8 protein-coding genes are annotated in these 13,785 nt (G+C 72.4%); 3 read left to right on the top strand and 5 right to left on the bottom strand.

What is annotated here, in order from left to right:
• Nucleotides 1–120: 120 nt before the first annotated feature.
• Nucleotides 121–5,208: a DUF3320 domain-containing protein gene (locus RKE29_RS01785; RefSeq protein WP_312003184.1), complete on the bottom strand. Its 5,088-nt coding sequence runs from the start codon at nt 5,206–5,208 to the stop codon at nt 121–123.
• A 365-nt stretch (nt 5,209–5,573) separates the two neighbouring features.
• On the opposite strand from RKE29_RS01785, the gene RKE29_RS01780 reads away from it, so the two are divergent.
• The 3 genes from RKE29_RS01780 to RKE29_RS01770 all read left to right on the top strand — a co-directional run bounded on the left by RKE29_RS01780 (nt 5,574) and on the right by RKE29_RS01770 (nt 8,218).
• Nucleotides 5,574–6,407, top strand: coding sequence for an AAA domain-containing protein (locus RKE29_RS01780; RefSeq protein ID WP_312003183.1), 834 nt, complete (start codon nt 5,574–5,576; stop codon nt 6,405–6,407).
• Between the two features lie 323 nt (nt 6,408–6,730).
• Complete coding sequence (locus RKE29_RS01775) at nt 6,731–7,690, top strand: hypothetical protein (RefSeq protein WP_312003182.1); 960 nt, start codon at nt 6,731–6,733, stop codon at nt 7,688–7,690.
• A 111-nt stretch (nt 7,691–7,801) separates the two neighbouring features.
• Entirely contained in the window at nt 7,802–8,218 is a 417-nt protein-coding gene (locus RKE29_RS01770) for a hypothetical protein (protein WP_312003181.1), read from the top strand.
• Between the two features lie 468 nt (nt 8,219–8,686).
• On the opposite strand, the gene RKE29_RS01765 is transcribed toward RKE29_RS01770, so the two are convergent.
• From RKE29_RS01765 to RKE29_RS01750, 4 genes are all read right to left on the bottom strand, one after another.
• Complete coding sequence (locus RKE29_RS01765; protein ID WP_312003180.1) at nt 8,687–8,872, bottom strand: hypothetical protein; 186 nt, start codon at nt 8,870–8,872, stop codon at nt 8,687–8,689.
• The gene (locus tag RKE29_RS01760) at nt 8,869–9,042 is read right to left on the bottom strand and encodes a hypothetical protein (RefSeq protein WP_312003179.1); all 174 of its coding nucleotides are present in this window, start codon (nt 9,040–9,042) and stop codon (nt 8,869–8,871) included. The genes RKE29_RS01765 and RKE29_RS01760 overlap by 4 nt, the downstream gene beginning before the upstream one ends.
• Before the next feature lie 145 nt (nt 9,043–9,187).
• Entirely contained in the window at nt 9,188–10,765 is a 1,578-nt protein-coding gene (locus RKE29_RS01755; RefSeq protein WP_312003178.1) for a helix-turn-helix transcriptional regulator, read from the bottom strand.
• A 1,554-nt stretch (nt 10,766–12,319) separates the two neighbouring features.
• Entirely contained in the window at nt 12,320–13,756 is a 1,437-nt protein-coding gene (locus RKE29_RS01750) for a recombinase family protein (protein ID WP_312003177.1), read from the bottom strand.
• Nucleotides 13,757–13,785 lie beyond the last annotated feature (29 nt).

Here is a 13,785-nt window from a genome sequence, read left to right as displayed (position 1 = left end):
GTTACTCGTCGTCCACCGTAGATCATTCGGAGGCCGGCTCCCAGACGGCGCGTCAGGCACACGGCACGCTTTCCGGCTCCGACCGTCGACCGGCAGCGGCAGGCTTGTGCCTACCGCTGCCTACCGCGCGGCCGTGATGCCGCTGGGCGTCTGCGTCAGCGTGCCCTGGGCGAGGAGAGCGTCGAGGTCCGCGGCCAGGGTGGTGCGGATGTCCGGCCCCAGGCGCTTCCAGCCGAAGAAGTCGCAGGTCTGGCGGATCAGTTCGTCGCGGGACATGCCCGGGCACTCCGCGGCCAGTTCGCGCAGCGCCAGGTGCCGTTCCGGTGGGGGGACGTGGGCGCACTTGCGGGGGACGCCCGCGGCGGGGTGGCGGGCGCGGAGGTCGGGGCGGGACGGGAGGTCGAGGAAACCGGCCTTCGCGACCGCCCGGCGTTCGCGGACCAGAGCGGCGACGACCTGGCGGATGTTGTCGCGGATCCGGGCGCCGGCCCGTTTCACGCCCCACGCCTCGCGGGCCCGCTGGATGAGGAGGTCCTCGTGGATCGGGCCCTCCATCTCGATCACGCGCGTCAGCAGCTTGCGCAGCGCCGGGCGGGCCTCGGGGGTGTGCGGCTCGTGCGTCGGCGGCACGTACAGCGCGCACACCTCGTAGGGAGCGCTCCACGGGCGGTCCGGTGCGGTGGGGACCGGGACGCGGGGAAGTGCTTCCGGGGGCTGTCCGGGCGTCCGGGGTTCAGCCGGGTGGGCAGGGTGTGGGTGGTGGTCAGGATGTGGCGGCGTCCGCTGGATGGCGGGCCCGGTCGGTGCCGGCTGTTCCTGCGGGGGCGGCGGCGCCGGGCTGGGGGCCGTACGGGCCCGGCGCGGGTCTTCGGCCACCGCGCGTTCGACCGCCTGGCGCAGCCGCTGCTCGGCGGCCGTCCGGTCGCGGTACCAGTCCGTACCCCAGATGCGGTGCAGCGTCCAGCCGAGCCCGGTCAGCACCTCCTCGCGCAGCCGGTCGCGGTCGCGGGCCGCGCGTGAGGAGTGGTACATGGCGCCGTCGCACTCGATGCCGAGGGCGTACGCGCCCGGGGCGGCGGGGTGGCGCAGGCCGAGGTCGATGCGGTAGCCGGCGACGCCGACCTGCGGCTGCACGTCGTAGCCCCAGTCGCGCAGCACGCGCAGGACCGACTCCTCGAAGGGGCTCTCCGGTTCGGCGTCCGGCCGGATGCCGTCGGCGGCCAGCGCGGCGGGGCCCTGCTCGGCGTACTCCAGGTAACGCTTGAGGTGCCGGACGCTCGGGTTGGGGCTGTCCGCCAGGTCGGCGCCGTGGAAGGAGGCCACGACCTCCATGCGGTAGCGGGCGCGGGTGACCGCGACGTTCAGGCGGCGCCAGCCGCCGTCCTTGTTGACGGGGCCGAAATGGAGGCCGAGCCGGCCGTGCTCGTCGGGGCCGTAGCCGATCGAGAGGATCATGACGTCGCGCTCGTCGCCCTGCACCGACTCCAGGTTCTTGACGAAGAAGCCGCCGAGCCGGTCCTCGGTGAAGCGCTCGTCGAGGTCGGGGCGGCTGAGCCGGGCCTGCTGGACCTCCTCCTCGATGGCCGTGGCCTGGGCCTGGGAGAGTGCCACCACGCCGAGCGTGCGGCCGGGCCGGGTGTCGAAGTGGTGGATGACGCGCTGGGCGACCAGTCGGGCCTCGACGCGGTTGTCGCGGCGGCCGCCGCGGTCGTACGTGCCGTCGGCGCGGAAGAACGCGACGCCCACGCCGTCGCCCGCGTCCGTGGCGCCGGGGAAGGTCACCATGGAGTTGCCGTAGAACGAGCGGTTGCTGAAGGTGATCAGGTTCTCGTGGCGGCTGCGGTAGTGCCAGCGCAGCGGCAGCTCCCGCAGCGCTCCGGCCTTGCATGCCTGGAGCAGCGACTCGAAGGAGTCCGGCGCGTCCTCGTCGTACTCCTCGGTGTCGTCCTCCACCGAGGCGTCGAAGAACGAGGTGGGCGGCAGCTGCTTGCCGTCGCCGGCCACGACCAGAGTGCGGCCGCGGTAGACGCAGTTCACGGCGTCGGCGGGCCGCACCTGGGACGCCTCGTCGAAGATGACCACGTCGAAGCCGAAGTCCGGCGGCAGGAACTGGCTCACCGTGAGCGGGCTCATCATGAAGCACGGCTTGATGGCGTGCACGACCTCCTTGGTACGGGCGAGGAGGTCGCGCACCGGCATGCGGGGCCGCTTCAGCTCCGCCTGCCGCTTGATCACGGCAGGGGCGCCGCCGCCGAGGGCGCGGGGCCGGCGGCTGTTGCACGCCTCGATCACGGCCCCGCCGGCCGCGGCCACCAGGCGGCGGTCCGCCTCCTGGAAGTCCGCGACCCGGATGTCGAGTTCGGCGGAGCGGGTGACGCGCAGCCGCGCGTCGGAGGAGAGCACCCGGTCCGCCCAGGTGCGCAGCAGCGCGTACTCCACCGCGTCGGGCAGCCGTGCGGGCTCGACGCCGCGCTCGGCGGCGAGCGGCACCAGGTCCGCCAGGCCGTACCGGGCGAAGACCGCCATCCCGTCCTGGTGGGCGCGCCACTCCTCCGGGCCGAGCGGGTCGGCCGACAGCTGCTCGACGGTCTGCTGGGCCTGCGCGAAGGGGCCCCGGAGCGCCGCCGCCAGCCGGTCCCGGCGCGCGGGGCCGAAGAGGGCGAGCAGGCCGTCCGCCGACGCGGCCCAGCGGTCGGCCCGCTGCTCGGCGGCGCGGCACCAGGCGGCGAGGGCCGTCCGGGCGTTCGCGGCCAGCAGGGCGAGCTGCGGCTCTGGTTCGGTGCCGTCGGCCAGGAGGGCCGCCTGGATGTCGCGGCGCTCGGACCCGGATCCGGTCTCCGTCTCGCTCTCCTTCGTGGCCGCGGCTTCGATTTCGGCGGACAGCGCGGCCACGCGGTCGGCGGTGTGCAGGGCCTCGGCGAGTGCGGCCAGGTCGTCCTGGGTACGCGGCGTGTAGCGGCCCAGCAGCTCCGACCGGCTGTCGGCGGCCTCGGCGACCGCGGCCGCGGCCTGCTGCCAGGCGAGGGCGTCGGCGAGGCGCGCGGCGTGGGAGCGGTGCCACCGGCCGTCCCGGGTGAGCGCGGCGGCGGCCTGGCGGTCGGCCTTGTACTGCTTGGACCAGTGCGCGAAGGCACCTCGGTGCTGCTCGGCGAACCGCTGGACCAGCTCCGGCAGGCCGGCGGCGGCGAGCACCTGCTCGCCGAACAGGGCGGCCGGGCCGGCCCGTGCCCGTACCTCCTCGTCCAGCAGCTCCCGCAGCTCCCGCAGCTCCCGCACCGCGCTGTGCGCCCGCCGCAGGCCCCCGGGGTCGAACCAGCCGGTGAGCGGCCGGTTCGGCGCGCCGCTCAGGTCGGTGAGCGCCAGCAGCGCCCGGGCGGTCTCCGGCGTGGTCGGCTTGGGCATCCCCAGCAGGTCGGCGAGCTGGGCGAACGCCGTGGTCATGTCCTCGGGCAGGGTGGCCGGGCCAGCGGCGGGGCCGTCGGCCGGCAGGCCCTCGCGCAGCACGGCCGCCAGGCGGTGCAGTTCGGCGGGCGTGCGCGGTTCGGCGGTGTCGGCGAAGGGCCGCCGGACCGCGGCGGTGTGTACGGCGTGGAGGGCGTCGGCGGCCTCCCCCAGCGCGGCGAGCGGCGCGTCGCCCTCCAGGCCGCGCCAGGCGAACGCCTCGCCCTCCGCGACCGGCCGCCAGGCGCGTGCGACGACGCCCGCCGCGGTCAGCAGGTCCTGTAACAGGCTCTCGGTGAGGCCCTGGACGCGCTCGGCGTGCTCGCCGCGGATCGTCAGCCGCGCCGTCCCGGCCTGTTCGAGCCGTACGAGACGGCCCAGCACGTCGTGTACGGTGCGGCCGAAAGGCTCGCGCGGCTGGTTCATGGCCGCGGCGTACCCGCTCAGCTCCGCGCGCAGGGCGCGGGCGCGGTCCAGCTCGTGGCCTGCCGCACCGGTGGTCCGCACCTCGGTGGTGAGCACCCGGTGCAGTTCGGTGGCCACGGCGCGCTTGGTGGTGTCCCCGCTGTGCAGGGCGAGAGCGAAGTCCGCGAGGCCCACGGCGGCGAGCCGGTTGCGCACGACATCGAGCGCGGCCGCCTTCTCGCTGACGAACAGCACCGTGCGCCCGGCGTGCATCAGCGCGGCGATCATGTTGGTGATCGTCTGGCTCTTGCCCGTACCGGGCGGTCCGCTCATGACGAACGAGCGGCCCTCCAGCGCCGCGGCCACGCACTGGCGCTGGGAGGCGTCGGCGTCGAGCACCAGCGGAGTGCGCTCGGGCGGCTGGACGTCGTCGATCCGGTCCAGCGGCGGCGGCTCGAAGGCGAGGGTGTCGCCGGGCGGCCCCGCCTCTGACCCGAGCCCCCGGGCCTCGGGGCCGAGCGCCACGGCCCGTACCAGCGGGTGGGCCGTTATCCGGTCCGCATTCTGGAGCAGGTCCTGGTACATCGCCTCCTTGTAAGAGGCGAACATTCCGAGCACCGCACGGTCCTCGGCCGACCAGCCGTCCTGGCCCGCGGCCAGCTGCCGGGCCGCCGCCAGCACCGCCTGCGGATCGGCCGGGTCGGCCTCGGCGACCGGCTCCCAGTCCAGGCCCAGCCGGGTCGCCTTCACCGCCAGCGCGGCGTTCAGGAAGCGGTCCTGGTGCTCGGCCGCGTGCAGCCGCGGACGGCCGCCGTCGCCCAGGCGCAGCTCCACGGGTACGAGCAGCAGCGGGGCCGCGCTGGTCTCCTGCGCGCCGGGCTCCCGCCAGTTCAGCATGCCGACGCCGAGCCACAGCACCCACAGCCCGTAGTCGTTGAACGTCTGTGCCGAGCGGCCGCGCAGCACGCGCAGCGCCGCGTCCAGCGACGCCTGCGTCGTCTTCTGGGTCACCAGGCCCTCGGAGCCCGGCTCCGGGCCGGGAGACGGGGTCTGCCGTTCGGGGACCGGAGCGGTGTCCTGCGGTACGACGGCGCCGCCGGCCTCCCGTACGGGCGCGAACCGCCAGCCCCTGCCCAGCCCGGCCAGCACCGCGCCGAGGCCGGGCGCGGTGATCTCCAGGGAGGACGTCCTGGTGTGGCGGAAGTTCAGCAGGCGGTTGCGGCCGCCCATGTCGAGCAGCGAGTTGCGCCACTCGGTCAGCACGCTGTGCAGCTTGGCGGACCCCTGAGCACCGGCACCGCGGCCGGGGCCGTCGCTCCGGTCGGTGCGGTCGGGGCCGGTCGCGTACCGATCGGACGTCAAGGGCCCCACCTCCGGGTGATGAGCGGTCCACAAGGGGCGCCCCCGCGCTCCCCGGCCGGGCCCCGCATACCCGTACCTATCATTCCGCACCACGCGGCGCCCGGGAAACGGCGCTTTGTCGCACGACACGGCGCAGGAGCGAGCAGTATCGGTCACCTCTGGTGACGGTACGGGCGGGATACGGTACGCAGGAGCGACGACTGAGGCATTGGGGGGCTCATGCCGCGCTGGCTCGACGAGATGACGGAGGCCGTCTCACGGCTCGTACGGCCCGGTGCGGCGCAGGCGCGGGGGCAGCAGAGCAGGCTCGGCGCGGTCGATACCTGGAGCCCGGCTGGTACGCCCTGCCCACCGCCAACCGGCCGGTGGACCCGGACAACCTGACCGATCTGCGGCTCGCCGCGTCGCCCGCCGACGCCGCCGAGGGCACCTCGTACCAGGTCATCGACTGGGTCGCGGAGGCCGAGCGGCTCCGGGTGCGGGTCGGGGCGCACGCCCCGCGCGACGGGCTGCACCTCTTCGCGACGCAGCGCCCGGCCGGGTTCCTGGACCAGAGCCTGCTGGACGCGCTGCGCGCGCTGGGCGACCCGGGCCTGGCCGCGCGGTTCGTCGAGAACCGGCTGGGCGCGATCGAGGCCACGGGCGCCGCCGAGGGCCCGCTCGACGGCGCGCAGGCCGACGCCTTCCGGGCCTGCACCCGGCCGGGCACCGCGCTGGTCTGGGGCCCTCCGGGTGCGGGCAAGACCACCGTGCTCAGCCGCGTCATCGACCAGCACGTGACGCGCGGCAAGCGCGTCCTGCTCGTCTCGGGCACCAACGTCGCGGTCGACAACGCCCTGCAAGGCGCCGTCAGGCTGCGGAATCCGCAGCCGGGCGAGCTGCTGCGGGTGGGCGCGCCGCACCTGCCCTCGGTGGCCGCCGACCCCCGGGTGGCACTGCCCCTGCGCCGCCCACCCGAGTGCCCGGCCTGCGCGGTCCCCGCGGAGCTGCGCCGTTCCCGGTCGGAGCGGAAGGGTTACTACTGGTACTGGGCCTGCCCTACGAAGGGGTGCGGTACGAAGTCGGCGGTCTTCCCCGAGCACGAGCGGTACGTCGCCGGACGCGGCGAAGGAGGCTCCGGCGGACGGAACCCCAGGGGGGCGGTGCCCGGCCCCGGGTCCCGCGGGGGGCCGAGGCCCGGCCGGGGCGCGGGCCGCTGAGGTCCCGGCGCGGCGGGGAACCGGCCGGCGCCGCCGCCTGGCGCGGAACCGGCCCGCCGCCGCCTCCACTCGTCTCGCCGACCGCGGCGCACCCCGCCGACGGTAACGGTGCCGCCCGGCCCGCACCGAGCCCGCCGCCGTCCACCCCGCTTCGCGCTGGTGACCGGTGGTTCCCCGGTCCGGGTGATACGACCCCCTTCACGCCGCCTGCGGGCATCTCGTCGGACTAGCGTGCAGCCTTCCAAGCACCCTGACGCCGCGCCCGGGTGGTCCGGCACCCGGCAGGCCGCGGACCAGGGCCGTCTTCGACGGAAGGAACCCCCATGCACGCAGCCACGCCGGTCCCGGGCTCCGGTACGCAGCCGCCCGTAGCGCAACCGGGCATGCCGGACCAGGAGATCGACCGGTTCCTGCTCGCCCTGGGAGCGGCGGTCGACGAGTCCGTACGCGCGTCCGAGGCCGCCGAGCGGCGCCGGGACGAGCTGACGGACGCCGGTGACGCGTACATCGAACGGAGCGACAAGGCCCGGCCCCCGCACGTCGACTGCGAGATGACGGTCTCGTCCATCCAGGTGAGCATCGCGGTCGACTGGGCCACGCGCCATCGCCGTATCGCGCGGGAACTCGCCGCCTGGTGGGCGGACGCGGCGGTGGCCGCGCTCACCGCCGCGGCCACCGGCACCCCGGTGAGCGCCGTGCGCATGGGGGCGGCGAACCCGCAGTTCCCCATGGACGACCACGAGGTGGACGAGCTGCCGGAGGTCGACAAGCAGACGCGCCAGCTGGTGGAGTTCTCCGCCCGGCTCGGCCCCGCTCCGCGGCGGCACCTGCGCGGCGAGCCCGGCGACGACCTGCTGGCCGACACGCTGGCGCTCGCCTCCCGCGGCGGGCTGCTCGTCCGCCAGCACTCCGACGGGGAGCTGACCGTCTCGGCGGACCCGTGGCCGGAGGGCCGCCGCCGCCGCATGTGGGGTGACCACTGGATCAAGCACCACATTCCGCGGCTGCCGGGCAACGCCGAGCTGACGGCCCTGCTCACCGGCGCGTCCAACGCCACCGTCGAACGCCTGCGCGCCGCCGCCCGGACGGTGGTCGCGGCCGTGGCGGCCGAGGCCCGGATCACGGAGCTGGGCGAGACGGCCGACAGGTGGACGCCGGAGGAGTCCCGCGAGTTCGAGGCCCTGTGCGAGCAGGTGGACGGCCTGACGGCCCGCCTCGCCGCGTACGCGCGGCTGGTCACGGACAGCCTTCCGGAGGTACGGGCCGCGGCTGCGGCGGGGTGAACGGCCGGGGCCGTCTGCCGGCTGGCGGCCCATCGGCTGACTCCAGGCTCCGCGGCCGTACGATATTTTCCCTATACATCAAGTAGGATTGACGGTATGTCAGGGGGGACGATGTCCAAGTACGGCCGTGACGACCTGGAATGGGATGAGCTGGTCGAGGCGGGGACGGCTTTTCTGGTCGAACGGGCCCGACTCGGGGAATTGACGACCTACGCCAAGCTGAACGAGGCCCTGGAAGAACGCACCGGGCTGCCGGGGTTCGATTTCGAGCGCCCGGACCAGCGTGCCGCGATGGGGCACCTGCTGGGGCTGATCGTCGAGCGCGACCATCCCGAGACGGGCCTCATGCTCTCGGCCCTGGTGATCTACAGCGGAGCGAACGACGCGGGCTCCGGATTCTACGCACTGGCCCAGCAGCTCGGTCTTCTGCGGACGGGTGCGTCCAAAACGGAGAAAGAAGCGTTCTGGATAGAGCAGACCGCTGCGTTGTACGCCCTGTACGGCCGGGCGGGCGGCGTGGAACGGTAACAGGAATGCCGTGAGGGCAGCCCCCCACGCGCCACCGACTGCCGCCTTTCACCCGCCTTCCCGCCTTTTGCTGTCTTTCGCCAGTGGCGGCGGTCGGCGGCCGTGGGCGCGTCCGGCGGAGAACGTCGTTCCCCGCGAGCGCGGAGTCTTTCGGCGGGTACGGGTCGGGGCGCCCCCGGCCACGGGCGGTGCCTCCCGTTGGCCGGGGGCGGGTGGGGCGGGCCGCAGCGGCTGCCCAGACTCTTTGTCCGGGGCCGCGTGAAACGGGCCCCGGGCCGTCGCGGCCCGCCCCGGCCTTCGGGTGGCCCGGCCGCGGACCCTGGACGGGGCCCGGGTCCGCGGGCCGGGCCGGTGGCGGCCGCCCGGGGGATCGACTACCGCCACACCCCAGCGGGCGGCCTGCCGAGCGGAGAGCTGTCCGCGTCGGCCGGCCACTCCGCCGGGGAGCCTTGCCGGCGAGCCTTCGGGTCAGCCGAGGTCGTCCCCGGGGGCGACCGCGTGGCGGAGCAGCGCGTAGGACAGCTCGGCGTCCGGCGGGCGCAGCAGCCGCTCCAGGTACATGGGCGGGGTCTGGCCCCGGCCGGGCTGGTTGGGCCGTACGGGCTGACAGCGGGCGAACGCGCGGGCCAGCCGTCGCCGCAGGAAGCCGATCACCGTGGCGCCCCCTCGGGCCGTACCGCGCCGGGCGTGTGCTCGACCGCCAGACGCAGGGCGGCGTGGAGACGCGGCGCCTCGGTCAGCCGCCGCTTCGCCGTGGGCGGCACCCGCCAGTGCACCCCCGGACCGGTCGCCCGGTGCGCGGGCGGTACGACCAGGAAGGTCAAGGGGTGTTCATACAGTCCTTTCGCTGCTGGTCAGAGGGGCTATCGAGTAAGCTCGGTAGGCAGACGGCCCGTCATGTAAGCCGCTCAGGGCCGTATTCAGAATGGCTGAGCCTCCGACCTGCCGCACTCGGCGACGGAACGAAGCTCAGACCGTACGTAGGCCGTAATCCCTCAGCGCGCTATCAAGGTCCCGGACGGCTTGTGTCTGTTTCCACGGTTGGAGTTCGGAGCGAAGGTCTCGAATGCGCCCGGCTACCCGGGGGGACTTGCTGACTGTCGTGATCTTGGCGGCCCTGAGAATTGTGTCTGTCGCCTGATCAATATTGCCTTGTTGGACATGTGCCGAAGATTGCCATACTAGGGCATGCACGTAGTCATGAATGTTTGTCTGATCGATCAGCGAAAGTCCTTGCTGCATGGCGAAAAGGGCGTCCTCTGGGGCCCCTAGGCGCAACCCGCATTCTGCGCGAATGCCCCAGTAGAAGGCGTCGCCATAGAAGTACCATCGGGAATCTGGCGACCGTTCCGCCGCGTTCATGGCGTCATTTGCGTTGCGTTCTTCCTCTAGAGCCTGGCGAGTCTTCGCAGCGTTACCATCTGCGGCGTACGCGCGTGCAGCAACCGCGGCAGCGAATCCGCGCGCCGCCCAACTTTCACTCTGGCTTGCCCAGAGCTGAGCGGCAACGGCGTGGTCAATTCCAATTCGAGGCCGCCCCCGCCAGGTGGCCATTCGGGACATGTTGCCGAGAATATGAGAAACCAATTCGGCATTTTGTGCCTCATGAGCGGCTTCCCTGGCGTCGTCGTAGTAGTGTTGCGCCGTTCGGTAGTCCCCCAGGTCGAAGAACTGCCACCCAATGATCCGGCATAGTTCCGCGTATACCGAGAGGACGCGGGACTTTAGACTACCCGGAGAATCCGCGAGAAATCCACCAACAACCTCTCGCTGAGCAAAGGCCATTTGCAGGGCCACCTGTGGCCCTAGCACGTCGCCTTGCATCCTGTATTGTCGAAGAATTTCTTCGACGTGAGTCACGGTGGCGTCATCAAGGCGGCGCGGGCTCTGCAATACACCCTCCACCCTGTCGAGGTGATCGATCCTCGTAATGTCGAAGATTGGCGCCGCGGCGGCCACCGTGAGGGCCGCGCTGAGTTTTTGCAGCAAGTCACGACGGAGCATTTCAGGGTATCCTCGCTGTGTCCACGCAAGCACCGCTTGTGCGAGTTCCGTGAGGCTTATAGCCTCGATTTGCTGCACCAGTTTTTTTGGTTCTGTTGACGGCAGCAACGCCGGTGACTGGTACCCGCTGAAGGCTTCGATGCTTAGTTGTGATTCCGATCCGCTGCCCACGGTGGGCGGGGTAAATCCTTCCCGACCCTCGCCCGACTGGCCGCTGTCAATGAGGTCTCTGGTCTCGCATTCGTAGACCTTGGCCAAGCGTTCCAAGGTGGTCAGGCTCGGCTCACGGCCGGATTGCGGCCACGACTCCCAGAATGACAACTTCTTTTGCGTCATCGGGTGTTCGCTGTCCGGGAACAGCTCGTTCCACCGGTCGGCGACCTGTTGTTGAGTCCACTGCCGGGCAATCCGCATGGCCTGCCGGGCGTTGACCTTCTCCTCACGCTGGATGCGGGCCGCGATGGCGCCCCACGTACAGCCCTGAGCCCGTAACCCCGCGGCCAGCGCGGCCTTGCGCCTCCGGTAGTGCTTGCTGTGCGCCAACGCCGGTCTCCTCACCTGCGCTTGCCTGGTGTGTCTCCTTGTCATCGTACGGTCGGGCCGCATGCCGCTCTGGTTTCGTGTACCCACTACGGAGGCACCTGACCTGCGTTTACTACATCCGCGTTGTAATTCTGCGTGCCTCAAAGTGCGCCAACGCGCTGTGACGGACACGCAGCCGGACAGGGTCGCGGTAGGCGCTTGGAGGGGAAGGGCGCTTGGCCGGGTTCCGTCACGTGACGTTTGGTGTGTGGGGTGGCTCGGTTCGGCGGTGGGCGGCGGCCGGGGGCCTGGTGCGGGCGAGGTGAGTAGTTGCGTCACGTGATGAAACCCGGGTTTCCCTGGGGTGGCAACGGTGGTGGTCGGCGGGCTGGGGCCGTCCGTGGATCGTTTCGTCACGTGTTGGAACGTGGTGCTGGGGTGGGGGTGTGGGGTGGTGGCGGTTGGGGTGGGTGGTGCGGTGTGGGCACGTCGGTGGTCTTCGAGGGTTTGGCCGGTGTCCTGCCCGGGCGGGGGCCGGGCATGTTCAAGGGGGCCTTACGCTGGCTGGCGGATCGGGCAGCCCTGGCCTGCCCGCTGTAGTGCCCGATCGGCCCCCTTGGGCGTGCCCGGCGAGGGGTCCCCGCCCGGGGAGGTGGCTAAAGCCTCGAAGGCCGCCGACCCCCAGCCACAGCGCTCTGAGGGCCACCGGTGAGCGGGGCCGGTGGGCCTGTGTACGTCTCGGGAGGTTGGGCGTGGGCGGTGGGCCGTCCGGCCGGGACCGGCCGTCAGGCCGCATGCCCGGCCGGGGCGGCCTGGCCGCCCGGCGCGCCGTGAGGCGCGCCGCTTGAGTAAGTAGAGAAAGGTTAGACGCGGGCCCTGCGGGCTTCGGGGGCGTGAAGGTCGCGAGGTGCGGGGGGCGTAGGCCCGTCCGTGTGCTGCCGCTGCCTCGGCGGGCTGTGCGCCCGTATGCCGTGGCTGGCCTGGCGGGGCTGGTCGTGCACGGCTGTGGCGGTTGTCAGTGCTGCGTGCGACCATGTGGGGTACGAGTGATGGCCGCTGGGATAGCGGCCCGGTGACCAGTCAGAAGGAGCACGGCTGACGTTCTGTCAGCCCTGTACGGAGTTCGTCCGCGCTCTGCGCGCTCGTGAGCTTCCCGTTCCTTCTGACACCGGAGTCGCCTGTGTCTGCCGTCCCCTGTGACGTGCGCTTCTCCTGTCGCTGCCGTGCTGGTGCCGCTTGTACGCCGCGTCGGCTGCCCGCCGGTTCCCCCCTCCCTTCGGCCCTGTTCGTCCCATGCTCCCCGTTCGCGGGGTGTTCCTGCCCCTGCCGTACGGGCGGTGCTCCTGGTGCCGCTGTCCTGGCGGCCCGGCCCCCGGGGTCCGTGCCGGTGACCGGCCCTGTGCGCGGGAGCTGTCCGGCTCCCCGGGAAGGGGTGGCCGGGTGAGCGGAGGTGATACGTCGGCGCGTGTGCGGGCGGTGCGGCGTGAGGCGGCGAAGTTCCCGGTACGGCTGGGGCCGAGGAGCGCCGCCCGGCTGGCCCGGCTCCTCGGCCCCCGCACCGACAGGTAAGGCTGCCTAGTCGAGGGGGTTGGGCACGACCTCGATCCGGTCGAAGTCCAGCCCCCTGCTCCGCTGCCTGGTCACGGGGTGGATGATCACAGCGGCGAACAGGAACCGGAAGACCGCGTTCATCCGCTCGTAGTCCTGTGCCTTCTCCAGCGCCGCCCATGAGGCGCGCGCGTCCGGCCCGGCGACACCCTTCAAGACCGCTACCGGCCGCTGCACCACGCGGCGCTGCCGCTGCCTGATCCGGTCCTCGATGGCGCGGCGCATCGCCCGGTACTCCGCTGTCGGGATCTCCTTGGCCAGCCACATCCCGTTCAGCTCCGCGAGCTGGGCGGCGTCGTCCTGGTCGGCCTGCTCGTCGCCCTGCGGGCGGCTGGTGACGGCGGGCTGGCGGCCGGTGATGTCCAGCTTCTCCAGCACCTCCAACGCCACATCCCGCGCGAAGCGCTCCAGCGCCGGGGCACTGATCACGCGCGTGCACTTCTCCTCACCGTGCAGGACGGCCCGGTTGCACCGGTAGTAGGGAGTAGTGCTGCCGCTGTTGCCGGACATCCGCCGACCGCACGTGCACGTCACCACGCCCCGCAGCAGGTAGTAGTAGTGCGCCGGGGTGCTCTTCCCGCTGTGCGCGGTCCGGTAGCCGCGCATCTGCTGAACCTCTTCCCACTGCCCCAGGTCGATGATCGGCGTCCAGGTGCCCATGGCAACGCGCTGCCCGTTGTGCGTCTGGATGCCCGCCACGTAGGGCTGGGACAGCAACCGCCTGACCAGGTTGGGGTGCCAGGTCTTCCCGCCGCACGTGGTGATCTGGTGATCGTGCAGGTCCTTGGCGATCGCGCGGGCCGATTCCCCGTTCAGGAAGCGGCGGTAGACCTCCCGGATGATCTCCGCCTCGGCCTCCACGATGGTCTGGTCCCTGGTGTAGCCGTACCGGCGGTGCCCGCCGTGCGGCTTGCCCGCCCGGGCGCGCTCCTCCAAGGCTGTGCGCACCCGGCGTGAGGTGTCGTCCGAGGACCGGCACGCGTGGGCCACCTCGATCCGCAGGATGAACCGGTCGTCCGGGTCGGACAGGTCCTTGCGGTTGGCCTGGCCGTGCAGCACGACGTGCCGGTCATCGGCGACGGTCAGCAGCTCCTCCAGGTCCTTCGGCTGCCGCATGAGCCGGTCCGGGTGGTAGACGATCACATGCCCGTACGCGCCCTCGCCCATCCGCGCCAGCAGCTCATCCCACCCGGGCCGCTTGCGGTTGCGCTTCCACGCGGAACGGTTGTTGTCCACGAACACATCCGCCACCCGTAACGCCAGGCGCTCCGCCACCTCCCGGCAGATCCGCTCCTGACGGTCCACGCCCGTCTGGTCGTCGTCTCCGGCCTGCGAGATCCGGCAGTAGACCGCCGCGTCCCCGCTGACTGCCCCGCTGGCCCTGCCTGTTGTCGATCGCTTCATACCTAACACTGTACGAATAACCAGTGACG

The sequence above is a fragment of the Streptomyces sp. B1866 genome, assembly GCF_031932565.1.
Taxonomy (GTDB): Bacteria; Actinomycetota; Actinomycetes; order Streptomycetales; family Streptomycetaceae; genus Streptomyces.
Note: the sequence above shows the minus strand (reverse complement) of the source record. Positions and strands in the feature narration are given on the sequence as shown.